Source organism: Pandoraea pneumonica, assembly GCF_902459645.1.
Taxonomy (GTDB): Bacteria; Pseudomonadota; Gammaproteobacteria; order Burkholderiales; family Burkholderiaceae; genus Pandoraea; species Pandoraea pneumonica.
In genome coordinates, this window is the sequence record NZ_CABPSK010000002.1 from 858,345 (window position 1) to 882,363 (window position 24,019).

Annotated in this window: 25 protein-coding genes; 19 read left to right on the forward strand and 6 right to left on the reverse strand. The window is 62.8% G+C overall.

Features of this window, described 5'->3' with window-relative positions; translation table 11 throughout:
• Positions 1 to 108: 108 nt before the first annotated feature.
• From gshB to ptsP, 4 genes are all read left to right on the forward strand, one after another.
• Positions 109 to 1,047 (forward strand): glutathione synthase, encoded by a 939-nt coding sequence (gene gshB, locus PPN31114_RS12940; RefSeq protein ID WP_150679885.1) that lies wholly within the window; start codon positions 109 to 111, stop codon positions 1,045 to 1,047.
• A 181-nt stretch (positions 1,048 to 1,228) separates the two neighbouring features.
• Positions 1,229 to 1,642: a PTS sugar transporter subunit IIA gene (locus PPN31114_RS12945; protein ID WP_150679886.1), complete on the forward strand. Its 414-nt coding sequence runs from the start codon at positions 1,229 to 1,231 to the stop codon at positions 1,640 to 1,642.
• A 3-nt stretch (positions 1,643 to 1,645) separates the two neighbouring features.
• Positions 1,646 to 1,915, forward strand: a complete 270-nt coding sequence (locus PPN31114_RS12950; protein ID WP_150679887.1) for an HPr family phosphocarrier protein — start codon at positions 1,646 to 1,648, stop codon at positions 1,913 to 1,915.
• A gap of 146 nt (positions 1,916 to 2,061) precedes the next feature.
• Positions 2,062 to 3,798 (forward strand): phosphoenolpyruvate--protein phosphotransferase, encoded by a 1,737-nt coding sequence (gene ptsP, locus PPN31114_RS12955; protein ID WP_150679888.1) that lies wholly within the window; start codon positions 2,062 to 2,064, stop codon positions 3,796 to 3,798.
• 118 nt (positions 3,799 to 3,916) lie between these two features.
• Here the strand turns inward: ptsP and PPN31114_RS12960 are convergent, their stop codons facing one another.
• The 3 genes from PPN31114_RS12960 to gpmA form a co-directional block, all read right to left on the reverse strand.
• Positions 3,917 to 4,669 carry a HesA/MoeB/ThiF family protein gene (locus PPN31114_RS12960; protein ID WP_150679889.1) on the reverse strand — a complete coding sequence of 251 codons (753 nt, stop codon included), beginning with the start codon at positions 4,667 to 4,669 and terminating at the stop codon, positions 3,917 to 3,919.
• Positions 4,670 to 4,810: 141 nt separating this feature from the next.
• Entirely contained in the window at positions 4,811 to 6,379 is a 1,569-nt protein-coding gene (locus tag PPN31114_RS12965; protein ID WP_150679890.1) for a S41 family peptidase, read from the reverse strand.
• A gap of 436 nt (positions 6,380 to 6,815) precedes the next feature.
• Positions 6,816 to 7,562, reverse strand: coding sequence for a 2,3-diphosphoglycerate-dependent phosphoglycerate mutase (gene gpmA, locus PPN31114_RS12970; protein ID WP_150679891.1), 747 nt, complete (start codon positions 7,560 to 7,562; stop codon positions 6,816 to 6,818).
• Between the two features lie 233 nt (positions 7,563 to 7,795).
• On the opposite strand from gpmA, the gene PPN31114_RS12975 reads away from it, so the two are divergent.
• The 5 genes from PPN31114_RS12975 (at position 7,796) to PPN31114_RS12995 (ending at position 10,732) form a co-directional block, all read left to right on the forward strand.
• Positions 7,796 to 8,203, forward strand: coding sequence for a rhodanese-like domain-containing protein (locus tag PPN31114_RS12975; protein WP_150679892.1), 408 nt, complete (start codon positions 7,796 to 7,798; stop codon positions 8,201 to 8,203).
• Between the two features lie 17 nt (positions 8,204 to 8,220).
• Positions 8,221 to 8,481, forward strand: a complete 261-nt coding sequence (gene grxC / locus PPN31114_RS12980) for a glutaredoxin 3 (RefSeq protein WP_150679893.1) — start codon at positions 8,221 to 8,223, stop codon at positions 8,479 to 8,481.
• A gap of 65 nt (positions 8,482 to 8,546) precedes the next feature.
• Entirely contained in the window at positions 8,547 to 9,053 is a 507-nt protein-coding gene (gene secB / locus PPN31114_RS12985; RefSeq protein WP_150679894.1) for a protein-export chaperone SecB, read from the forward strand.
• 80 nt (positions 9,054 to 9,133) lie between these two features.
• Entirely contained in the window at positions 9,134 to 10,144 is a 1,011-nt protein-coding gene (locus PPN31114_RS12990) for an NAD(P)H-dependent glycerol-3-phosphate dehydrogenase (RefSeq protein WP_150679895.1), read from the forward strand.
• Positions 10,145 to 10,210: 66 nt separating this feature from the next.
• The gene (locus PPN31114_RS12995; RefSeq protein ID WP_217426952.1) at positions 10,211 to 10,732 is read left to right on the forward strand and encodes an O-acetyl-ADP-ribose deacetylase; all 522 of its coding nucleotides are present in this window, start codon (positions 10,211 to 10,213) and stop codon (positions 10,730 to 10,732) included.
• Between the two features lie 58 nt (positions 10,733 to 10,790).
• On the opposite strand, the gene trmL is transcribed toward PPN31114_RS12995, so the two are convergent.
• Both trmL and PPN31114_RS26430 read right to left on the reverse strand, forming a co-directional pair.
• Positions 10,791 to 11,261, reverse strand: a complete 471-nt coding sequence (gene trmL / locus PPN31114_RS13000; RefSeq protein ID WP_150679897.1) for a tRNA (uridine(34)/cytosine(34)/5-carboxymethylaminomethyluridine(34)-2'-O)-methyltransferase TrmL — start codon at positions 11,259 to 11,261, stop codon at positions 10,791 to 10,793.
• A 26-nt stretch (positions 11,262 to 11,287) separates the two neighbouring features.
• Positions 11,288 to 11,782: a ComF family protein gene (locus PPN31114_RS26430; protein WP_246182529.1), complete on the reverse strand. Its 495-nt coding sequence runs from the start codon at positions 11,780 to 11,782 to the stop codon at positions 11,288 to 11,290.
• A 444-nt stretch (positions 11,783 to 12,226) separates the two neighbouring features.
• Between PPN31114_RS26430 and PPN31114_RS13010 the strand changes: the two genes are divergently transcribed.
• The 10 genes from PPN31114_RS13010 to PPN31114_RS13055 all read left to right on the forward strand — a co-directional run bounded on the left by PPN31114_RS13010 (position 12,227) and on the right by PPN31114_RS13055 (position 22,802).
• Positions 12,227 to 13,138, forward strand: coding sequence for a methyltransferase domain-containing protein (locus PPN31114_RS13010; RefSeq protein ID WP_150679898.1), 912 nt, complete (start codon positions 12,227 to 12,229; stop codon positions 13,136 to 13,138).
• 174 nt (positions 13,139 to 13,312) lie between these two features.
• Positions 13,313 to 14,398 (forward strand): 2,3-diaminopropionate biosynthesis protein SbnA, encoded by a 1,086-nt coding sequence (gene sbnA, locus PPN31114_RS13015; RefSeq protein ID WP_150679899.1) that lies wholly within the window; start codon positions 13,313 to 13,315, stop codon positions 14,396 to 14,398.
• Complete coding sequence (gene sbnB / locus PPN31114_RS13020) at positions 14,395 to 15,429, forward strand: 2,3-diaminopropionate biosynthesis protein SbnB (protein ID WP_150679900.1); 1,035 nt, start codon at positions 14,395 to 14,397, stop codon at positions 15,427 to 15,429. Before sbnA ends, sbnB begins: the two co-directional genes overlap by 4 nt.
• Positions 15,426 to 16,919 carry an adenylosuccinate synthetase gene (locus PPN31114_RS13025; RefSeq protein ID WP_150679901.1) on the forward strand — a complete coding sequence of 498 codons (1,494 nt, stop codon included), beginning with the start codon at positions 15,426 to 15,428 and terminating at the stop codon, positions 16,917 to 16,919. Before sbnB ends, PPN31114_RS13025 begins: the two co-directional genes overlap by 4 nt.
• Positions 16,912 to 17,808, forward strand: coding sequence for a diiron oxygenase (locus PPN31114_RS13030; protein WP_150679902.1), 897 nt, complete (start codon positions 16,912 to 16,914; stop codon positions 17,806 to 17,808). Before PPN31114_RS13025 ends, PPN31114_RS13030 begins: the two co-directional genes overlap by 8 nt.
• A 99-nt stretch (positions 17,809 to 17,907) precedes the next feature.
• The gene (locus PPN31114_RS13035) at positions 17,908 to 18,954 is read left to right on the forward strand and encodes an ornithine carbamoyltransferase (RefSeq protein ID WP_150679903.1); all 1,047 of its coding nucleotides are present in this window, start codon (positions 17,908 to 17,910) and stop codon (positions 18,952 to 18,954) included.
• Positions 18,955 to 19,058: 104 nt separating this feature from the next.
• The gene (locus PPN31114_RS13040) at positions 19,059 to 20,225 is read left to right on the forward strand and encodes a threonine synthase (protein ID WP_174988005.1); all 1,167 of its coding nucleotides are present in this window, start codon (positions 19,059 to 19,061) and stop codon (positions 20,223 to 20,225) included.
• Positions 20,222 to 21,181: an FAD-dependent oxidoreductase gene (locus tag PPN31114_RS13045; protein ID WP_174988008.1), complete on the forward strand. Its 960-nt coding sequence runs from the start codon at positions 20,222 to 20,224 to the stop codon at positions 21,179 to 21,181. The genes PPN31114_RS13040 and PPN31114_RS13045 overlap by 4 nt, the downstream gene beginning before the upstream one ends.
• Positions 21,182 to 21,270: 89 nt before the next feature.
• Entirely contained in the window at positions 21,271 to 21,954 is a 684-nt protein-coding gene (locus PPN31114_RS13050) for a flavin reductase family protein (protein ID WP_150679906.1), read from the forward strand.
• Positions 21,951 to 22,802 carry an NHL repeat-containing protein gene (locus tag PPN31114_RS13055; RefSeq protein ID WP_150679907.1) on the forward strand — a complete coding sequence of 284 codons (852 nt, stop codon included), beginning with the start codon at positions 21,951 to 21,953 and terminating at the stop codon, positions 22,800 to 22,802. The genes PPN31114_RS13050 and PPN31114_RS13055 overlap by 4 nt, the downstream gene beginning before the upstream one ends.
• On the opposite strand, the gene PPN31114_RS13060 is transcribed toward PPN31114_RS13055, so the two are convergent.
• Positions 22,777 to 23,550: an autoinducer binding domain-containing protein gene (locus PPN31114_RS13060; protein WP_150679908.1), complete on the reverse strand. Its 774-nt coding sequence runs from the start codon at positions 23,548 to 23,550 to the stop codon at positions 22,777 to 22,779. The genes PPN31114_RS13055 and PPN31114_RS13060 overlap by 26 nt on opposite strands.
• Positions 23,551 to 24,019: the final 469 nt, after the last annotated feature.

Below are 24,019 nucleotides of genomic sequence, written 5' to 3' on the forward strand. Positions count from 1 at the left end.
GTCTGGCCGCGCCGTCCGCAGCGGCAAAACGGCGGCTCGGCTAGAATAGACGCCTGTCGCCGCAGCTTGCGGTGTGTGCATCCGAACCCTCAAGACCCCCGCCGATCGATGCAGATTCTCTTTATCGCCGACCCGCTCGACCACTTCAAAATCTACAAGGACACCACGTTCTCGATGATGCGCGAAGCCGCGCGTCGCGGGCACCGCATCTTCGCGTGCGAACCGCACGAGATGGCTTGGCAGGGCGCCAGCGTCGATGCGCGCGTGCAAGAGATTCGGCTGACCGGTGACCCAACGACGTGGTACGAGACCATCGACACGCGCGTTGCTGCGCTCACGGCCTTCGACGCCGTGATCATGCGCAAAGACCCGCCGTTCGACATGGAATACATCAACTCCACGTGGCTGCTCGGAATCGCCGAGCGCGCCGGTGCCCGCGTATTCAACAAACCCAGCGCCATTCGCGATCACTCCGAGAAGCTTGCGATTGCCGAGTTTGGCGAATTTGTCACGCCGACGCTGGTGACTCGCGATGCCGCACGGTTGCGTGCATTCCACGCCGAGCATAACGACGTCATCTACAAGCCGCTCGACGGCATGGGTGGCACGGGCGTCTTTCGCATTGGTGCGGATGGCCGCAACCTCGGTGCGGTCATCGAAATGCTGGGCGAGAACGGTGCCCGCTCGGTGATGGCACAGCGGTTCATCCCGGACATCGTGCAAGGCGACAAGCGCATTCTGATCATCGGCGGCAAAGTGGTGCCGCATTCGCTTGCGCGAATTCCGCAAGGCAATGAAGTTCGCGGCAATTTGGCAGCCGGTGGTCTGGGCGAAGCGCGCGATCTTTCCGCACGCGACCGTCAGATTGCCGAAGCGCTCGCACCGACGCTCTGGCAACGTGGCCTGCTGCTCGTGGGCCTGGACGTGATCGGGGATTACCTCACAGAAGTGAATGTGACGAGTCCGACGTGCTTCCAAGAGATCACGCAGCAGACCGGTTTCGACGTGCCGAAGATGTTCATCGACGCGCTGGAACTGGCGGTTTGAGCGCTGGCGGGCCTTCGCCGGGCATGTCAACGCATTTGTGACACCCCGGAGAAGTCCCTAACGTGATGAAAATTCGGGGATTTTGCGCGCCTGCTAAAATAAGAATCCCAAAATCGACAGGCCTGCGTTCGTCGTTGTGTTCGTACCCCGGACAACTCCGGCGCTCGGCGTGCCTAGCATCATGGCTGGAATTCTAATCATTGCCCACGCACCGCTCGCGACCGCACTTCGCGAGTGTGTTTCGCATATTTACGGCGGTTGTCCGGCGCGCATCGGCGCGATCGACGTTGCCCCCGACCAGGACACGGCGGCGCTACTCGGCACCGCGCGCGAAAAGCTCGCCCAACTGCAAGAAGAGAACGGCGTGCTCGTGCTCACCGACCTGTTCGGCGCCACGCCGTCGAACATCGCTGCGCAGCTCGTCGGGCCGAAAGTGCGGGTACTCGCGGGGGTCAATCTGTCGATGCTCATCAAGTCGGTTTGCTACCGCTCGGTGCCGCTCGATACGCTGGCCGAAAAGGTGCTTGCAGGCGGATCTAAAGGTATTCTGGAAGTCGGCGCAGGTGCGCCGGCCACACACTCTACGTCACACTGAAACATGCTTCGACAAGAAACGACGATCGTAAATAAATTGGGCTTGCATGCCCGGGCATCCGCAAAGCTGACGCAACTGGCGGCGAAATTTCAGAGTGAGGTCTGGCTGACCCGGAACGGTCGGCGTATCAATGCGAAGAGCATCATGGGCGTCATGATGCTGGCGGCCGGTATCGGCTCGAAGGTCGAAGTCGAGACCGAAGGCTCGGACGAGCAACAAGCCATGGACGAGATCCTGGCCCTCATCGCCAATAAGTTCGGCGAAGGGGAATAAACGCGTTGCCGTGGCCCATGGCGAATCGGGCGGCGCTTTGCAGGTGCGTCGCCAAATCGCCGTCGAAAAGGTCACCCAAACGCCGGAATCGGGCCTGCGCTGGCCCGGAGGATCGAATCATCCGCCTTTGAACTGGGGAGACTTCCTTGTCTTTCACCCTGCACGGCATTCCCGTCTCGCGTGGCATCGCGATCGGCCGCGCCTATCTTCTGGCGCCGGCGACGCTCGATGTGCCGCACTATCTGCTCGATCCTTCTCAGATCGATGACGAAATCGCGCGCTTTCGCAATGCGCAGGCGAGCGTCCAACAAGAACTCGATACCCTCAAAGCCGAACTCCCCGACGACGCGCCGGGCGAGATGGGGGCGTTCCTCGATGTCCACTCACTGATTCTCAACGACACGTTGCTGGTCGACGCAGTCGTGAAGCTCGTTCGCGAGCGCCGCTACAACGCCGAGTGGGCGCTGACCACACAGCTCGAAGTGCTCGTTGCCCGTTTCGAAGACATCGAAGACGAGTATCTGCGCGAGCGGCGCGCCGACATTGAACAGGTCACCGAGCGTGTACTCAAGGCGCTCGCCGGTGCCCCCGGCATTCGCCACGTGGTTGCCGAGACGCCGCGCGACGACATGATCGTCGTGGCGCGCGACATCGCTCCCGCCGACATGCTTCAGTTCAAGTCGCAGACGTTCAAGGGCTTCGTCACCGATCTCGGCGGCAAGACCTCGCACACGGCGATCGTTGCGCGCAGTCTGGGCATTCCGGCGGCCGTGGGCGTGGCGCAAGCCAGTCTGCTGGTCAAGCAGGACGACGTCATCATCATCGACGGCGATCACGGCATCGTCATCGTCGATCCGGCGCCGATCGTGCTCGAAGAGTACAGCTACCGGCAAAGCGAGCGCGCGCTCGAAGACCGCCGGTTGCAACGGCTCAAGCACTCGCCCGCGCAGACCATCGACGGCACGCCGATCGATCTGTTCGCCAATATCGAATTGCCGGAAGACGCCAAGACCGCAGTCGCTGCGGGCGCTGTCGGCGTGGGCCTGTTCCGCACGGAATTCCTGTTCATGAACATGGAAGAGGCGCCAGAGGAAGAGGAACAATTCGAAGCGTACAAGCGCGCCGTGGAATCGATGAAGGGGCTGCCGCTCACGATTCGCACCATCGACGTGGGGGCCGACAAGCCGCTCGATAGCCATGAATCGTACGAAACTGCGGCGAACCCGGCGCTCGGCCTGCGCGCGATTCGCTGGAGCTTGTCCGAGCCGCGTATGTTTCTCACCCAGTTGCGGGCGATTCTGCGTGCGTCGGCGTTCGGTCAGGTGCGGATTCTGTTCCCGATGCTCGCGCATGCGCAAGAGATCGATCAGACGCTCGAACTGGTGCGCGAAGCCAAGGCGCAACTCGATGCGGCCGGTCTGCTCTACGACCCGGGCGTGAAGCTCGGCGCGATGATCGAAGTGCCCGCCGCTGCGCTGACGGTGCCCATGTTCCTCAAACGGCTCGACTTCCTGTCGATCGGCACGAACGACCTGATTCAGTACACGCTGGCGATCGACCGGGCCGACAACGCCGTCGCCCATCTCTACGATCCGCTGCATCCGGCCGTCCTGCGCTTGATCGCCATGACGATTCGGGAAGCGCACGCGTTCGGCGTGCCGGTGGCGGTTTGCGGCGAGATGGCGGGTGACCCCACAGCAACGCGATTGTTGCTGGGCATGGGGTTGCGCGAGTTTTCGATGCACCCGAGCCAGTTGCTTCAAGTGAAGCAGGAGATTCTGCGCGCCCATCTGCCGGATCTCGAACGGCCGGTGCAAGAGTTGTTGGCGGCGACGGAGCCTGAAGAGATGCAGGCGGCGCTAGCGCGTCTGGCGGTCGCTTAGTGGTTCTAGCGGCTAAGAAAAAAGCGGGCACCTCGGTAACGAAGTGCCCGCTTTTTAGTATGCGTGCTCAGTTTCGTACGTGCACTCTCGGAATCGGCACAAGAAACGCGGTGAAGGCTTAGTGCCGCTGTCCGCAGACTTTGCACTCGGGATTACGCGCACAGTGCATCGTGTGCCAACTCATCTTGCGGCTGTCGAGCATCAACAAACGGCCCACCAGCGGCACGCCGACGCCCGTCACGACCTTGATCGCCTCGGCGGCCTGCATGCTACCGATAATGCCCACGAGCGGCGCCAGCACGCCCATGGTGGCGCAGGCTTGCTCGGGGAACGGTTCATCGGCGGGGAAGATGCACTCGTAGCAAGGCGAGGCGTCGTTGCGCACGTCGAACACACTGATCTGACCGTCGAAGCGCAGCGCGGCGCCCGAGACCAGCGGCACGCGCGCCGCCACGCAGGCGCGGTTAACCGCATGGCGTGTGGCGAAGTTATCCGAGCCGTCGAGCACCACGGTGGCCGTCTTCGCGAGCGCCGTGAGACGGGCTTCGTCCACACGCTCATTGACCACATCGACCACCACGCCCGGGTTGATCTGCGCGATGCGGTTGCGGCCCGAGATCACCTTGGGTTGGCCCACGCTGAGGGTGTCGTGCAGGATCTGGCGTTGCAGGTTGGTCAGATCGACGTCATCGTCGTCGATCAACGTAATACGCCCGATGCCCGAGGCCGCCAGATAGAGCGCGGCGGGCGAGCCGAGACCACCGGCACCCACAATGACTGCGTGAGCGCCCAGGAGGCGCTCCTGACCCTCGATACCGATTTCATCGAGCAGGATATGGCGGGAGTAACGCAACAACTGATCGTCGTTCATCGCAAAACGGAGAGACTTCTTGACCGCAATCGGGGGGCGGACTGCGGCCGTCGGTGGACGGAGCGGCGGGATGACGCCCGCGCGGCAATAAAAAAACCGTGCCGGCTTTCGCGGGCACGGTTCGTAGTGTAAGGCGGATGCTTACTTCTTGTCCGTCGGCTTAGCGGGCACGACCGTATCCGTTTTCGGATCGGTCTTGGCGCCGGCTGCCGGGGTGGCGGCCGGGGCTGCCTTGCCAGCGGCATCCTTCGGCAGCGGACCGGCATTCGCTTCCAGACGCGACTTGGTGCGCTGGACCGGTTCGCCCTTCAGTTGATGCACAGCCTGTTGGAGCATGAAGTCTTCGGGGCTGCCCAGATCCGGCAGACGTTCCTGGCTTTCCTTCTTGCGCTCTTCCGGCGTCTTCTTCGCGTTCTCTTCCTCGAGGCGGCGCAGTTCTTCCAGGCGGCGGGCTTCGCGAGCGTCGATTTCCTTCTGCTCGTCAGGCGTCTGCGTGTTGTGCAGGTGGTTCTGGTAATCGATCTCGCGCGTGACCAGCACGTCGTCCGGGTCACCCTTCGGATTCTGATCGACCGGCACGTCCGGCTTGATACCGATCGACTGGATCGAGCGGCCGCTCGGCGTGTAGTAGTACGCCGTGGTCAGACGCAGCGCCGTATCCGGCGAGAGTTGACGCACCGTTTGCACCGAACCCTTACCGAACGTGGTCTTGCCCATGATCAGCGCACGCTTGGAATCTTGCAGCGCACCTGCCACGATTTCCGAAGCCGAGGCCGAGTAGGCGTTCACGAGCACCACCATCGGCACCGTCTTCCAGATCGGCGCTTCGCCCTTGAGCGGATCTTCCGGGCTGGCCGACAGGCGATAGTTGTCGAACGTTGCGGTGTACTTCTGCTTCGCGTCTTCGATCTGACCGTTGGTCGTCACGACGGTCGCGCCGTTTTGCAGGAACGCGGCCGACACGCCAACTGCGGACTGGAGAATACCGCCGCCGTTGTTACGCAGATCGAGAATCAGGCCCTTGACCGGTTGATCCTTCGACAGTTCTTGCAGCTTCTTGGCCAGATCCGGCACCGTGCGCTCTTGGAAGCTGGTGATACGCACGTAAGCGATACCCGGCTCCAGCAGCTTGCCCTTAACGCTCTGCACGCGAATTTCGGCGCGCACGATCGACACGGGGAAGGTGCGTTCGTCGGCCTTGCGGTAGATGGTCAGCGTGACCTTGCTGCCCGGCGCGCCGCGCATGCGCTTGACGGCTTGATCGAGCGTCATGCCGCGTACCGGCTTGTCGTCGATGCGGGTGATGAGGTCGCCGGGCTTGAGGCCGGCCTTGAACGCGGGGCTATCTTCGATCGGCGTGATGACCTTCACGAGGCCGTCTTCCTGCGAGATCTCGATGCCCAGACCGGCGAAGCGGCCGCGCGTCTGCTCTTGGAGCTCTTTGTATTCTTCCTTGTCGAGATACGACGAGTGCGGATCGAGGCTCGACACCATGCCCTTGATGGCCGCGGTCAGCAGCTTCTTGTCGTCGACCGGCTGGACATATTCGCGCTTGATCTGACCGAACACTTCGGCCAGCAGACGGAGCTGCTCGAGCGGCAGCGGCGTGGTAGCGCTCTGTGCGGAAGCCTGCGAAAACGCGAGGGTGGCAGCCGCACCGGTCGCGAGGCCCAGCACGATCAGGCCGATGTGTTTGAGGGTTTGGCGCATATAGGCGTGGAAATTCCGGATTTTTCGGGGCGCCCGCCAATGGGCGCGCGCACTTTGGCGAAGTATAACCGTTTGCCCGCGGGGCGGACATTGCCCATTCGACAGGGAGTTTTCCGGAGTGGTTCTCCGAAAAGTTCCATCCGATGCGGCCTTTGCGTGAATTTTCCGTGAAGCGTGGCCCGATATCGCGTTGCATTCGCAGGCTAGATGCGCCTGACAAGCCGGAGCGCGTGGGTTTTCAGCCGCTACAAACGCGGCGCAAACCGTCACATCGGCGTGTTACACCGTATTACCGATGCGGGTTTGCACGCAGTGCCAATGGCGTGAGGATGGCGCTGCGATGGCGCGGACGTGACGACGATACAAAGTGAACGGGCCGCCGGAACACCCAAGTGCTCCGGCGGCCCGTCAGACGATGCGTGCGCTTTGCGAGGCGTTACTTCGACTTGCCTTGTGCAGCGACGGCGGCGAGTGCGCCGGCGATTTTGTCTTGATCGCCGAGATAGTAGTGGCGAATCGGCTTAAGATCGGCGTCCAGCTCATACACGAGCGGCGTGCCGTTCGGGATGTTCAGGCCGGCGATATCGTCGTCCGAAATGTTGTCCAGGTGCTTGATCAGCGCGCGCAGCGAATTGCCGTGTGCGGCGATGAGCACTTGCTTGCCAGCTTTCACGGCGGGGGCGATCGATTCGTTCCACAGCGGAAGTACGCGAGCAACGGTGTCTTTCAGGCACTCGGTGAGCGGAATCTCTTCACGTTTGAGTTTGGCGTAACGCGGATCGTTGTACGAGCTACGATCGTCGTCCGCAGCAAGCGGGGGCGGCGGCGTGTCGTAGCTACGGCGCCAGACGTGCACCTGATCGTCGCCGTACTTGGCGGCAGTTTCGGCCTTGTTCAGGCCGGCGAGCGCGCCGTAGTGACGTTCGTTCAGGCGCCATGCGTGGACCACGGGAATCCACATTTGGTCCATGGCGTCCTGCACGTGCCAAAGCGTGCGAATCGCGCGCTTGAGCACCGAGGTGTAGGCCAAATCGAACGCGAAACCGGCTTCGGCGAGCAGTTTGCCGGCCTGGCTGGCTTCGGCTACGCCCTTTTCGGTGAGGTCGACGTCGACCCAGCCGGTGAAGCGATTTTCTTTGTTCCACGTCGATTCGCCGTGGCGGATGAGAACGAGCTTGTACATGAGCAGCTTCAGTCAGAGTAGGAAAGCGGGGGCAGCCAGCGGGGGTGGAGGCGGCTCGCAGCACCCCGCGCAGCACCGCCCAGTAAGGGCGTAGCGGCAGCGGCCGAGGGGCGAAGGGGCAGGCAAAAAAGCCGCCGCCGACGTCCGGCGCAACGATTGGCAACGCGACCCGTCGGCGCAATCTCGGAATATTTTATAATGATCGGATTCTTTTGATATTTTTCAGGTGGCTTGTGAAGTTCTTTGCCGATTACACCAACCTCGCGCTGATCGCCATTGCCCTCGTTTCGGGCGGCATGCTGGCATGGCCGGTTTTCAAGCGCGGCGGTCGCGGTCTGTCCACGATAGAAGCGACGCAGCTCATTAACCGCAAAGGCGCCGTGGTGCTCGACGTGCGCTCGACAGAGGAATTCGCTGGCGGCCACTTGCCGTCCGCACGCAACGTGCCGCTCGACGACGTGGAACAAAAAGTCGGGCAAGTCATCAAGAATAAGGCAGCACCGGTACTCATCGTGTGCAAGAGCGGTCAACGCTCGGCGCGCGCCCAGACGTTGCTGCGCAATCTCGGCTATGCCGAGTCGTTCAGCCTCCAGGGCGGTCTTGCCGCTTGGCAGGAAGCCGGCTTGCCGGTCGTGAAGTAATCGAGGAGTTGCTAGTTATGCCGAAGATCGTGATGTACAGCACGCAAGTGTGCCCGTATTGCCAGATGGCCGAACGCCTGCTGCGCCAGCGCGGCGTGCAGGAAATCGAGAAGATTCTGATCGACAAGGATCCCGCCCGTCGTGAGGAAATGATGACGCGTACGGGTCGTCGCACGGTGCCGCAAATCTACATCGACGAACGCCATGTTGGCGGTTACGACGATCTGTCGGCACTCGATCGTGCCGGTGGCCTCGTGCCGCTCTTGCAAGCCGCCTGAAACCGCCTGCAAAATAGTCCGCCCAGCCGCGCCCTTGCGCGGCTGTTTTATCCCAAGGAAAAGAAATGTCCGACCAGAATCAGCCGTTTTTCAGCATCCAGCGTTCCTACCTGAAAGATCTGTCGCTTGAGCAGCCGAATTCGCCCGCGATTTTCCTTGAGCAGGAAATGCCGACGGTCGAAGTGCAAGTCGACGTCGCCGCCGAGCGTCTGGCCGACGAAATCTTCGAAGTGGCCGTGATCGCCACCGTGACGGCAAAGATCAAAGACAAGGTCGCGTTCCTGGTCGAAGGCAAGCAAGCCGGTATTTTCGAAATCCGCAACGTGCCGGTCGAACAACTCGATCCGCTCATCGGCATCGCCTGCCCGACGATCGTCTACCCGTACCTGCGTGCGAACGTGGCCGATGCCATCAGCCGCGCTGGTTTCCAGCCGATCCATCTGGCCGAAATCAACTTCCAGGCGCTCTACGAGCAACGTCTGGCACAACTGGCCGAGCAACAAGCGGCCAACGGCGAGACGCCGGCCCCGGGCATCGTGATGCCCGACGGCTCGTCCGCCAAGACTCACTAAGCGCTCTCGCGCTTGATCGACGCGATGGCCAGCGGGGCGCTTAGCTGCGTGAGCTACGCCATTGCGTCGAGGTCACCCTCATGAAAATTGCCGTCTTCGGTGCCGGTGCCTGGGGCACTGCAATGGCCAGTCACATGGCCGCCCGCCATGATGTTGTTCTCTGGGCGCGCGATGCTGCGCTCGTGCAGCAACTCAGCGGCTCCCACGAAAATTCCACCTATCTCCCTGGTGCCACGCTGTCGCCGCGTTTGCGTTTCGACGCCGACTTCGCGCGCGTCCTCGCGCATGGCACGGGCGAACGGGCATTGTGCGTTGCTGCGGTCCCTGTCGCAGGGCTGCGCGCGCTGGCCGGGCATCTGGCGAGCGCCGCACAGCCGCCGCAGCACCTCATCTGGCTGTGTAAGGGCTTCGAGTCCGATACGGGGCTGCTGCCGCATCAAATCGTTGCTGAAGTGTTCCCGGGTGTGGCTGGCGGCTCGCTGTCCGGTCCGAGCTTTGCGCGCGAAGTGGCGCAAGGTTTGCCTGCCGCGCTGACCATCGCGAGTGCCGAACCGTCGCTGTGTGAACTGACCATCGACGCCTGCCATTTCGGCGCACTGCGCATTTATTCGAGTGACGACGTGATTGGCGTCGAAGTCGGCGGCGCGGTGAAAAACGTGCTGGCGATCGCGACGGGCGTCGGCGACGGGTTAGGCCTGGGCCTCAACGCGCGTGCCGCCCTCGTGACACGCGGTCTTGCCGAGATGACGCGCCTGGGTGTGGCGCTCGGTGGCAAGCCTGAAACCTTTATGGGCTTGGCCGGTGTCGGCGATCTGATTCTGACGGCGACCGGCGACTTGTCGCGCAACCGCACGGTCGGATTGCAGCTCGCCACGGGCAAATCGCTCGATGACGTGCTCGCGTCGTTGGGTCATGTGGCGGAAGGGGTACGTTGCGCGCGTGCCGTCCGCGATCTCGCGCATGCGCATGGCGTCAGCATGCCAATTACCGATGCCGTTTGCGCCATGCTGTTTGACGGCTTGCCTGCCCGTGCAGCCGTGGAAGCGTTATTGAGGCGCGATGCGCGCGCCGAGCGGGAAGACGACGCGTAAGTCGTTCGCCGCGCAGCCCATCTGCGATGGTCCATGGTGACCATCGACACTCGCCACAAGGGAGATATGCCCATGTCGCCAGTTGTCCGTCTCGACGCCATCCAAGGCGATATCACGCAATGTCCGGTTGACGCCATCGTCAACGCCGCGAACGAGTCACTGCTCGGTGGCGGCGGCGTTGATGGCGCCATTCACCGGGCTGCGGGCCCCAAACTCCTCGCCGCCTGCCGCAAGCTGGACGGATGCGCGACTGGTCAGGCCAAGCTCACGCCGGGATTCCGCTTGCCGGCGAAGTTCGTCATTCACACGGTGGGGCCGGTTTGGCACGGCGGCGCGCGTGACGAGCCTGCGCTGCTCGCGAGTTGCTATCGCGAAAGCCTACGGCTGGCCGCGGCGCATGACTGCGTGAGCGTGGCATTTCCGGCGATCAGTTGCGGCGTCTATGGCTATCCCGCAGAGTTGGCCGTGCCACTTGCGGTCTTCACGGTGCGCGACGCGCTGCCGCATTTCCCGACGATTGAGCGGGTGACGTTTGTCTGCTTCGACGCCGCCATGCTGCGATGTTATCGCGACGCGTTAAGCGCGTAGGGGGCGCGTAGGGACGAATCAGGGGAGAGTCGCGGCGCGTGGCGCGCCGCCGAGCCTATCAGGCCCCGCCTGCATAACCTTGTTGCCGCCACGCTTCGAAGACCACGACGGCCACCGTGTTCGACAGGTTCAGGCTGCGATTGCCGGGGCGCATCGGTAAGCGCACGCGCTGCGTGGTTGCAAAGGTGTCGAGCAACTCGGGCGCGAGGCCGCGTGTCTCCGAGCCGAAGATGAACCAATCGCCCGGTGCGAACGACAGTTCGCCGAAGGGACGCGAACCACGGGTCGTGAGCGCAAACATCCGTGTTGGGTCCGGGGTCTCCGCACTCAGAAAATTCTCCCAGTTGCTATGCACTTTCATGTCGGCGTACTCGTGATAGTCGAGGCCAGCGCGGCGCATACGCGCGTCGTCGAGCGGGAAGCCGAGCGGCTCGATCAGATGCAGACGTGCCCCGGTATTGGCACAGAGGCGAATCACATTGCCGGTATTCGGTGGAATTTCCGGCGAGACGAGAACGACGTTGAACATGGTCGATGAGCAGTCAGGAGGCAAAGTTATTCGGAATATGGGGTTCGCAGCACGACGGCAGCGAGCACATGCGCCGCGCCCGCTCGCTTGAGCGCTCGCGCCGCAGCATGACACGTCGCGCCGGTGGTCATCACGTCGTCGATCAACACGATGCGTCGGCCGCGAACCCGATCGCTGGCAATGAAGGCATCACGCAGATTGCGTTGCCGGACATCTCGTGTGAGCCCGCGCTGAGACGCCGTCGCACGCTCGCGGCGTAGCCAGCGAGCGCTTGCTGGACGCTGCGTACGTCGAGCCGCAACGCGCGTGAGTTCCCACGCCTGATTGAAGCCACGCGCGGCGAGTCGAGCGGGGGCCAGCGGCACGGGAACAAGCCATGGCGCGCCATCCCCAATGTGGTCGCCATCGCCATCGCCATCACGGAGATTGACGCGACCGCAATACGGCAACAGGGCATCGCCGAGCCGTTCGCCGAATTCGCGCGCCAGTGGCAGCGCGCCATGGTATTTCAGACGAATCATCAGTGCATCGAGTGGCGCTACGTAATCTGCTAGGGCGATGGCTGCGTCGAAAGCGGGGGGATGTCGAAGACAGGCCCCGCAAACGACGGATGGGGTGCGGCAAATTGTCGCACTTTCGCCGAGCGTCGTGTCGTCGGGGAGCGCAGGCATCGGCATCGCAATCGCGCATCGCTCGCACCGTCTTGTCGCCGGGGCGCGGGCGGCATCGAAGGCCAGCGCACAACGCGGGCAAAGCTGGCGCGGTGCACGTGCCTCGCAGACCGCGCAGTGGTCGGGCAACGCGGCAGCCAGCAGCCCCTGTGCAAAGCGGCCAATCAGCGGGAGAGCGGTGCGGAGGATGGACAAGGCGATAACGGGCGACGGGGGAGCGGGCGGAGCGCGGGGCTGCCCGGATGCGCTCGGGCAGCAGCGAGTATACTGCCGACTCGCCTTTTTGCCCGTCCCATGAAGCCTGCCGCCGCCCCCCCGTCCCCGTTCCCCGCCCGCTTTTTGCGCACCGCGTTCGATCGTCGCGCAACGAAATGGGCCGACGCCGATTTCCTGATGAGAGAAGTCGCCTCGCGCCTTGCGAGCCGGCTCGACTACATCAAATTGAAGCCCAAACGCGTGTTGGATATCGGCTGCGGCACGGGCGGCGATCTGCTGGCCTTCGGCGAGCGTTATCCCGACGCTTACCGGGTTGGCCTCGACGCCTCGTTCGGCATGGCCAGTGCGGCCGCTGCGGCGGGGGCCGCCACCGGCTGGCGCCGTCTGTTGCGTAGCTCCCCGCCGTATGGTGTCGTGCAGGCCGATTTCTCTGCGCTGCCGTTCGCGCCGCGCGCGTTCGATCTCGTCTGGTCCAATCTTGCGATGCATTGGTATCGCGAACCGCATCGCGTGATTCCCGAGTGGCATCGCGTGCTGAGCACCGACGGGCTGCTGATGTTTTCCGCGTACGGTCCCGACACGCTTCGCGAACTGCGGGCGGCATGGGCCGAAGTCGATGACGTGCCGCACGGTCTCGAGCCGACCGACATGCATGATCTGGGCGACATGATGGTGGCGAGCGGCTTCGATACGCCGGTAACGGATATGGAGCGGCTGACGCTCACGTTCGAGACGCCGGACACGCTGCTGCGAGACGTTCGCTTGCTGGGCGTGAATCCGTTGCCGGAGCGCCGTAGCGGACTGACCGGGCGCGCTCGTCTGGCTGCGCTGCGCTCCGCGCTGGAGCGTCAACGTGGCAGCGACGGCACGATTTCATTGACGTTCGAGCTTGTCTACGGGCACGCCTGGAAGGTGCCCGAAAAGACCGACGCGGCAGGCAATGCCGTGGTTCGCATTCAGGACATCGGCCGCGGCGGGCGCCCGCGCTAAACCCCGCATTCCTTTTTCCTTCCTTTTAATACGCCGCACCCTGCGTCCTACATGAGCATGCAGGTGTTCGGCGCGGATGCCATTCGCTTAAATGACGCTTCACGGCGTGCATGAGCGAACGATTTCGATCTGCCACGCCATTCCGTTGCCTTCGGGCAAGACTTCAGGAGAGGCATGGTGGGGCATCCGCACGAAACCCTATCGACGGTCGCCATACCCACGGCGTGTGGCGCGTCTGGCCCGTGTGGCGATGCCGAGCCGCCGCTGCGCGTGTCCGATTCCTTTCTACAACCTTCGCCGCCGCTATTTACGGACATCGATGGTCTATGCGCCGCGACGGTTCATCTCAAGTTGGAAGGGCTTAACGCCGCGGGCTCCATCAAGCTCAAGACGGCGCTCCAACTCATCGACGATATCGAAGCTAGCGGAGGAATTCGCGAAGGCACGCGGCTGATCGAATCGTCGTCAGGCAACCTGGGCGTGGCGTTGGCAATGGTCTGCGCTCACCGAGGCTATCGCTTCACTTGCGTGACCGACCCCGACACCTCTCAGCACGCTGTGCGCACGATGCAGGCGCTGGGCGCTCGCGTCGTACGCGTTGACCGTCGCGATGCCCAGGGCGGTTTTCTCGCGACGCGTATCGCATGGATTCACGAGCAATTAGCAAGCGACGGCGATTGGCTCTGGATCAATCAATACGCGAATCCCAGCAACTGGCGTGCGCACTATCGCTGGACTGCACCGGAGATATTCGCAGCCTATGCATCGGTGGATCACCTCTTTGTCGGCGCCGGTACGACAGGCACATTGATGGGGTGCTTGCGGTATGTGCGGGCGAATCATCCGCAGACGCGCGTAATCGCTGTCGACACGGTGGGCTCGGTCACTTTCGGCGCCGCACCGGGGCGTCGCTACATGCCCGGGTTGGGCACGAGCCGGCGCCCCGAGTTGTGCGATCCCTCGCTGCCCGACGCCGTTGTCCACATCCCTGAGATCGAGGCGGTTCGAATGTGTCACGCGTTGGCGAGCCGCGGCTACTTCGCAGGCGGTTCGACGGGCAGCGTGCTATGCGCGGTGCAGCGTGAAGCGGCACGAATCGACGTCAACGCGACCGTGGTCGCGATCGCGCCCGACATGGGGGACAAGTATCTGGATGGCCTCTACGACGCGTGCTGGGTGCAGCGGTGCTTCCCGCAAATGTCCAGCGCCGACATGCCGGCGTCCTCCGTCATCGAAACGGTTACCCCATCCTTGCCATGAGCGCGATTCCGATACCTCAATTCCGTGTGTTTACCGGGGAGCAGATTCACGCCGTGGTGCGCGACGGCCGTCGTGCTGTGCTCAATACGGTCGAAACGGCCTATCGAGCGCACCATGCTGGCCGCACCGTCAACCCCGAAAGCCAATTCCTGCATTTTCCCGGCGGACCCTCGAATCGGATCATCTCGCTACCTGCTCACATCGATGCTGGCGACGGCGATGGCGTCACGGGCATCAAGTGGATATCGAGTTTTCCGGAGAACATCACACATGGCATGCCGCGCGCATCCGCCGTGTTGATTCTGAACGATGTCGTGACGGGCTATCCGATGGCCTGCATGGAGGCCAGCATCATCAGCGCAGCACGCACGGCGGCGAGTGCGATCAGTGCGTTACGGTGTTTCTCCCGCAGCGGGACAACGGTGACGAAGGCAGTACGCGTCGCTTTTGTCGGCACGGGATTGATCGCGCGACACGTTGCGGAGTCTCTGCCGCTGGCCGACGTGCCGATCGAGCGAGTCGTACTGCACGATTTGAACGAAGGCTACGCTGCGCTGCTTGCGGGACGCATACAAACGCACCTCGGTTACGAAGCCGTCACTGAGACTTCCCTTGAGCAAGTCGTTCGACAAGCGGATGTCGTGATCTTTACAACGACGGCCTCCGTTCCCTACGTCGACAACCCCGATTGGTTTGCTCATTGCCCTGTGGTGTTGCACTTGTCGCTTCGCGACCTTGCACCTGCCGTGGTGCTCGAGTCCTACAACGTCGTCGACGATATCGAACACTGCATGCGGGCGATGACATCGCTGCATCGTGCAGAGGTGGCGACTGGACATCGACGCTTCGTAACGACATCGCTTCCCCACCTGCTCAGCGGAGGGGAAATACCCCCACGCGATCGTCCGATCGTGTTCTCGCCGTTCGGCATGGGCATTCTCGATATCGCCGTCGGCCGTTGGGTCTACGAAAAGCTGGCGGCACAGCAGGCACCGATTCCCCGTTTCTTCTACGATATGCAACGCGCATGACTTCTGCTTCCTGCTCTACCACCTCCTCTGCATCGTCCACGTTGCCCGCCCCGCCTGACGCCCCCGCCGGGTATGCCGACGTACTTGTCGGCCTGCAATATGGCGACGAAGGCAAGGCAAAGATCATCGATGTACTGGCCACTGAATACGACGTGATTGCGCGCTTCAATGGCGGTGCCAACGCCGGTCACACGATCGATACGCCGCTGGGGCGCATCGCGCTCAAACAGATGCCTTCCGGCGTATTTCATCCGCACGCGGCGCTCTACATCGGATCGGGATGCGCGCTCAATCCGTGGAAGCTGGCCGACGAGATCACGCAATTGCGCGAGATGGGGGTGGAGCTCGACGGACGTCTGCATATCAGCGCACGTGCCGCCATCGTGCAACCGCATCACATCGCGCTCGACCGACGCGGCAGTGCCGCTATCGGTACGACTGGCAACGGCATCGGGCCTTGCTACGCTGACCGCGCATTACGCGTTCGCAATGAAGCAAGAGTCAACTTCATGCTCGGCGATCTGCTCGATAACGAAGCGGAGACGGTCGGGGCGATGCGCCAGGTACTCACTGGCATGATCAATGCGGATGGCGGAACGTCGCCGTGGGTTGCTGAAATGTCGGATCTGCTACTGCGCCTGCCCGACGTCATGACGCTATTACGACCGCACGTCGAAATCGATCGCAACTGGCTCACGAGGCGCGTGAAATGTGGCGCAAGGGTGTTGTTCGAAGGGGCGCAATCGGTTTTGCTCGACGTCGTCGACGGTAGTCAGCCGTATGTGACGTCGAGTCATACCGTGCCCGCCTATGCGTACGTGGGCGGCGATCTGTCGCCGAAGTACCATCGCCGGACGATTGGTGTGGCGAAGGCGATCATGTCCCGCGTTGGACGCGGGCCATTTCCTTCTGAGTTGGGCGGCGAGCGCTCCGCAAAATATTGTCGAGAGGCCGCAGAAAAACACATCGGCATCGAGCACGAACACGAGCGATTTTGTGCCGATACGCTATTGCGATCCAACGACGCGTTCGAGGTCGGCGCGGCACTTCGTATGCTGACAGGCGAATACGGTACCGGTACCGGCAGGCCGCGTCGCATCGGCATGCTCGATCTTGCGCAGCTTCGCGAGGTCGTCAAGGCACATGGCGTTGACCGTCTTTATTTGAACAAGGTCGACTGTCTGGCCCACTATCTCCAGTCGTCGTATCAAGGCGTGCCGATGCGCGTGCACCGCGATGTGCTGCCCAGCGAACATATTCCCGATGTGCTGATTTATCCCGGGCTCACCGAACGATCGCTGGCGTACGGCCGCGAAGGGCACTTGGACGCGGGGCTCGGTGGATTCATCGATTTCGTCGAGCGCCACATTGGCACGCCGCTCGCCGGTATCGGGCTGGGGCCGGAGCGGGCAAGCATGCTACTGCTCGACGGTGCAAAACCTACTGTGCCGTCCTGCGCCGTTGTACCGCAGGTGACAAACCATGGTTGAGCCATGGCATGAATCGGCCGCAGTGCGGCGTCGCCACGGCGATGCATCGTTTCCGCCGCTATTGCCCGATCACCTGTTTTTCAACCTGTCGTTGATGCCGTACGCGACGCATCCGTGCGTTTGCGCGCTCGGCCAGCCGGTGCGTCAGCGGTTGAGCGCACTGCGCCTGGCTGACTATCTGAGCAAGACGGAACGCGTCGAGTTGTTTATCGTCAATCGCGCGGTCGAACACATGCTCGACGTGCCCGGCATCGCATCGGTGCATCGTGACGACTTGTTGGCGATCTACACCGATGAAGGCTTCCACACTTGGATGATGGAGCGCTTTCGCGGTGACCTACATCGGCAGACCGGCTGCACGTTGCCACAACAACCGTCGCTCAGCGTCATTCGGGTGTTGGCGTTGTGCGAGGCAGTGCCGCTAGCGTACCGAGGACTCGCGATCATGGCGGCGGCATCGGTCACGGAGACATTGATCACGGGGACGCTACGACGCGCGGGCGCGTCGGACGACGTCTATGCGCCGGTCGGTGTTCTGCTGGCGGACCACGCGGCCGATGAGATGCGGCATCAGGCGGCATTCGTGCGATTCGTCGGCGAATGGCTGCCGACGTTGTCTCGCACGGAGCGCGAGTTTCTCAATGCGCTGATTCCTGACTTGATGATGGCGTTTCTGGCGCCGGAGTTGCCGACTTGGCGAGCGCACCTTTGCGCCGTTGGGCTCGACGAGGACGTTGCCGACACTGTGATTCGCGAGAGTGTCGATCCACTGGAAGTCGGCGTGCAAATGATGGAGGCCGCCCTCGTGCCTCGCCGACTGTTCGAGCGGTTAGGCATGTCATGCGCTCAAACGTTTGCGCAACAAGCGAGCCGATGGCGTCCGCCTTGATCTCTGCCTGAATCGATTCCATCGCAGCGCCGCGTCGCAAAGGCGGTGAGCATCGACACGCATCGATAAGCATCGAAGAGCATCGATAAGGAGATTCCCGTGACTTCCGGCTGGCTTGCCCCTGACTTGACGATGAGTGCCGCGGACTACCGCGAGTTGGTCGGTGCGGCACTTGCGTTCAAACGACGCTATCCGCAACACACGGAACTCGTGCTGCGTGGCCGAACGATCTATTTTCTGTTCTATAACGCGTCGTTGCGCACACGGAGTAGCTTCCAGACGGGGCTCTTGCGCATGGGCGGGCATCCCATCACGCTCGATCCGCAGAATGGCATCTACACCCCGGCGCTGCCCGAGGCGGAGGTTCCCTATTCGACGGAACGCGTGGCGGACGTGGCGCGTGTCTTATCGGCATATGGCGACGCCATTGCGATTCGGATGTACGGCGATCCGGCTGGCTGGGTGTATGGCGGTGCTCACCGACATCTCGAAGCCTTTCGGCAGTGGGCGAGCGTGCCGGTCATCAACATGGAGTTCGACCGCTTTCACCCATGCCAGGCGCTCGCCGACATCATGACGTTACGCGAGCAACTGGGTGGTTTGACCGGGTGTCGGCTCTGCATCAGTTGGGCGTATTCGGGAAGTTGGCACAAGCCGGTCGCGGTGCCGCAAAGCCTGCTGCTTGCGGCAGTGAAATCGGGCATGGATGTAACGCTCGCGCATCCTCCTGCCTTCGCGTTGGACCCGGACGTCATGCGCGCGGCCAAACAGTTTGCGGCGCATACGGGCGCGAGCTTGCGCGTCACACATGATTTTCGTGATGGCGTCGCCGACGCACATGCCGTCTATGCGAAATCATGGTGCAGTCTTGCGCATCTCCCGGCGCGCATCGGTGAGCCGGTGGATGAGGCCGCCATGCGCGCCGCATTCGAGGCGCATCGTGACTGGCGCGTCGATCAGAGCGTGATGCGCCAAGCCGCACCCAGCGCCGGATACTTGCATTGCCTGCCAGCCGATCGGGGGCAGGAGGTCACGGACGATGTGATCGACGGGCCACAGTCCTGGGTATTCCAACAGGCGGCCAATCGGTTGCACGCGCAGAACGCGGTCATGGCGCATCTGCTCAACCCGGGGTGTCTGGCATGACGGTCGCGTATCAATACGTCTGCGTCAGTTGCGCAGCGCCGCAGGCGTGGGGGGCGTTGTGCTATCGATGCCCCTTGTGCGGCCACAACCTGCGAATCGAAAACATGCGGGAAAAGGGCGACGATGCGCCGTCATCGGGGGCGGAGATCGTCGCTGGCTTTCGCGGCACAGGCATGTGGCGTTATGCGCCGTTGCTGCCGGTGTCGGCGTGCTGGGCAAGTCGTCTCGCCGTCGGCGGCACGCCGCTGCTCACCTTGGGGGATGACGAAGGCGTGCATCTTTGGATCAAGGATGACAGCCGCAATCCGAGCGGTTCGCTCAAGGATCGGGCGACGGAATTGGTCCTGGCGGCTGCCAAGTGGTTTGGCTGCTCGCGCGTAGTCGCGGCGTCGACGGGCAATGCGGGGGCATCGCTGGCCTGCATTGCCGCGTCACAACAGATGCCCGCGACTGTCGTGGTGCCGAGGCATACCCCGTATGTGAAACTAGCGCAAATACGCGCCTACGGGGCCCAGTTACATGTGATCGACGGCAATTACGACGACGCCTTCGACCTGGCGACCGGCATGGCCGATGCGCCTGAAGTGTGCTGTCGCAACACCGGGTTCAATCCGTTCACCCGCGAAGGCAAGAAGACCTGTGCGTTCGAAATCGCAGAAGCGCTCGATTGGGACGTGCCCGATTGGGTTGTGGTGCCGACGGGCGACGGCAACATTCTCTCGGGTATTGCGGCGGGGTTTCTGGCGCTCTATGCGTGGGGTATCGCGACGCGAGTGCCGCGTTTGCTCGCGGCGCAGGCCAGCAGTTCGCACAGCATCGCGCATGACTGGTTGGTCAGCGAGGCGTCAGGTGCGCTGCCCGCGGTGCCGACGCCGATGGTGCCAAATACCGTGGCCGACAGCTTGTCGGTGGCGCGCCCGCGTGACCATCTCGCGGCGTTACAAGCGTTGCGAATGACGCGTGGCGCCTGCGCCATCGTGACCGATGCGCAGATCATGGCGTCATCGCAGTTGATGTCGCATCGCCATGGCTTGTGGTTCGAACCGTCGGCAGCGGCAGGGCACGCCGCCCTTAGCGACAGCATTTCCAGCGGGCGAATCGCGCGGGGCGCACGTGTCGTCCTACTCGGCACCGGCAGCGGCCTGAAAGACCCGCACGCCTACGAGCGTGTCGCGTGCGATACGCCTGAGATTACGCAGCCGCGCGACACCGTGCCGTCATCGATCTTCCCCGGCGACACGCCCGATGCTCGCGTGCGAGGCCGCCCGTGACGCGCCAACGCGTCATCGTCGTCGGTGCGGGCGTGAGCGGTCTGACGACCGCCGTCACGCTCGAGATGGCGGGCTGCGATGTCGAGATTCATGCGGCGGAAGCCCCAGCGCAGACCACCTCGGCATTGGCTGCCGCGATCTGGCATCCGTTCTATCAGGCCCCCGATCTCGTCTATCTCGAAAACGCCCGGCAGACCTATTCGGCCATGGCGCGGCTCTCCGAGGACGAGGCGTCAGGTGTCACGATGCGCCCGCTCACGGAGTACTTTGCGCGCGATACCGGTACCCCGTGGTGGGCGGAATGCGTTCCGAAGGTCGTGCGGCTGGGCAACGACGGTGGCGTGCCTTCGCGCTACGCCTGCGCCTACCGAATGCCGGTTCCTGTTGCGGACACGACGCGCTATCTCGGCTATTTGACGACGATGTTCCTCGATCTCGGCGGCCGGTTCGTGCTCGCTCGCGTCGAAGATCCAGGTGCGTTGCTCGATGACGTAGATTGCGTGGTGAATTGCTGCGGCTACGGAGGCGCAGCATTCGGTGATGGCGCGATGTCGCTCTCGCGTGCGGTGGTGCTGCGTGCGAGACGCCACGAGGCTGTCACGGGATGCTTTGTCGACGATTCGGACGTGCTGCGCCCGACCTACATCGTTGAGCGGAGTCACGACATCATTCTCGGCGGCACCGCAGATCCCGACATGACCTCGACGGTGATCGGCGAACGACAGGTGAGTGACATTGTCCGCCGGTGTGCCGGGCTTTGCGAAGGCGTGACGTCGCTCGACATTCTCGACGCCCGGGTTGGCTTCCGGCCGATGCGCCGGACAGCGCGCGTGGAACGCGACGCCACGCATGCCGGACTCCTCCACAACTATGGTCATGGCGGCGGTGGCTTCACGCTGTCGTGGGGGTGCGCCAATCAGGTGCTTCGACTGATGAACGAATCGGCGGTGCACTGATCGTTGATGCGCTTCATTGCGTGCCTCATTACGCGCTTTATGACGCACTACGCACCACCGCGTACTCCGCACACCTATCGAGGGGCAATATGCAGATCGATCCAACGACGCTTGACGAAGCCCGCATCTACAACTTCATGATGAGCACCATCCTGCCGCGGCCGATTGCCTGGGTGAGCACGGTCGACCGGCAAGGCCGCCCCAATCTCGCGCCGTATGCGTACTTCATGGGCGTGTGCTGCGTGCCGATGACCGTGCTGTTCTGTCCTGTGGTGCCGCCGCCGCCAATGCAAAAGAAGGACACGCTGCGCAACATCGAAGACGTGCCGGAGTTCGTGGTGAATGTGGCGAGTGCGTCGTGTATCGAAGCGGTGAATCTCAGTGCCGCGCCGCTGCCACCTGGGGAATCGGAATTTGCGTTGGCAGGTGTCACGCCGGTGACATCTTCGCGGGTGCGTCCGCCGCGCGTTCAGGAGGCGGGTGTGGCATTCGAATGCGTGGTTCGCGACATCATCGAGATCAGCGCGGCGCCCGGGGGAGGGTGGGTTGTCCTTGGCACGGTGCTGGCAGCGCACGTGGACGATGCGCTGCTCGACCCGGCGACGCATCAGGTCGATCTTCGCGCGCTCCAACCCATCGGCAGACTCGGCGGCGGCGAGTTCGTGAATGCGGCGAGCGACACCTTCACACTGACGCGTTACAAAACACTCGCCGACCTTGCCGCTAGGCGCGATCCGATGCGCGGCGATGCGCGCAACGGGGCCGACGCATGACGACCGCACCGGCATGTGGTGAAGCGCGCGTCGTGGCGCTCGGGGCGCGACGGTATCACGTCGATGCCTCGCCGTTCTCGGAGGATTTGCGTGGTGTACTCGTCTCCGACGTCGCTGTCGACAAGGCGCACCGTGTGGCGTTGATCATGCGAGGCGCGCCTGTCATTCGGTGGTTCGACGAACAAGGGGAAGCGAAGGGCGCATGGCAGCTCGACCAGATGACACACGGCCACAGCGCATGTTTCGACGCACAAGGCAGGCTGCTGGTCGTCGATTCGGACCGTCATTGCGTGCATCGCTTCGGCGCCGACGCGCAGATCGACACCACGCTTGGCGTTGCCGACGAACCCAGATGGCGCGAGCCTTTTAATCATCCGACTGGTGTGGCGGTTGCTCCGAGCGGGGAGATATTCGTCTCGGATGGCTACGGCAATTCACACGTCCATCGATTTTCGGCAGCGGGCCGCCACATCGCGAGTTGGGGCAGTCCGGGTGAAGAAGCCGGACAATTTAGCAACCCGCATGCCATCGCTGTCGATGCCGACGATCAGGTCTGGGTGGTGGATCGCGAGAATCATCGGGTGCAGCGGTTTTCTGCCGACGGACAGTGTTGCGGCGAGCTTCGCGGGCTGCATCTGCCGACAGCCATCGCCATCGGTCGTGACGGCATCGTCTACGTGACCGATCAGACGCCACGACTTTGCGCTTACACGCCGAGTGGGCAACTGATCGGCCGTTGCCGCACTTTCGGTGCCATCGGTCACGGGCTTGCCGTCGACGCGAGCGGCGATATTTATGTCGCGAACATGATGCCGAACTGCGTCACGAGGTTGCGGCGGTTTGCGTGAGCGCACCGCGGCAGTCTTCGTCGAGCAATCCGTATTCGCTCGCCAGCGTAGCGGCGCGATGACGGCTCGATACGTCGAACTTGCGCATGACGCTGCGCAGATGAAAGACCACCCCATGCTCCGAGATGGTCAGAATGCGGCCGATTTCCCATGACGTTTTGCCGCGTGCCACCCATTGAAGGCACTCACGCTCGCGCGGCGTCAATACCGGTGGCGACGCCGGTGCCGCCTCGCGTTGCACGATGCGCCGAGCCGCGTCGTGTACGTGCATGGCCAATGTCGCGCCGAGATGAAGGGTCCATGCGCGCAGCCGGGGTCGCGGACGAACATCGGGCGCGGCGAGACTCAATATCCCGGGTGCCCCGGACGGCGCGAACACCGGGTACGTCACGCCCATGCGAAGTCCTGCGGCTGCCTGCTCGCTGCGCAAACGCGCGGCATCGGGCGTCGTGAACAGATCTGGCGTCCATTCCACTGGCGTGAGTTGTGTGCCCGCCTTGGCGAGTACCGGATCGAGGGCGGCATAGCCGCGTTCGTCGTAACGGCGCAGCCAGGCTTCGGGGTAATTGGAGACTTGGGGCTGCGCAGTGTCGCCACGCGCCAGGGTGAATTGCCCTTGATAGCGAAAGTGGCGATATCTGAGCAGCTCGCACAGCGATTGCAACTTCGCATGAAGGACGTCGAAGTCGTTGGCCGACTGAAGCGTTTGCAGGCCATCGGCAAACGCATGAAGGATCGCGCAACGCATGGCATCGTTTCGCCGGCATCGGCGTTCATGTAGGGAACATGCGTCGCTTGTAGCACGCGATATCGCGTGCCGACGCTCACGGTCATCGGCGCGTCATCAGAGTGTTGTCAGGATGCGACCCGGAGGCGGGCGCGACATAACGTCGCACGCGAAATTCGGCACAGCGTCTACTGTTGATGGATATCGGACGAATCCCGCATCGCAACGTGCGCGTGTCCCGTGTCGATGCCCATGACAGTGTCGCGATCCTATCCATGAACAAGGCGGCACGAAGCGTTCGACAAGACTTGCGACCGGCTATTCAGGACACCGCAATGACTTGTGTCGTGTTGCAACGTGTCAAACGCACAAAGCATAGGGAGTATCCCGTAGACGCTTTCGCGCGGGCTTCATTGGCTAAGGGAATAACCGGATTTCCCTTTTGCATCAATGAGTTCAGGAGGATGCTATGGCGCGCCAAATACTCGGT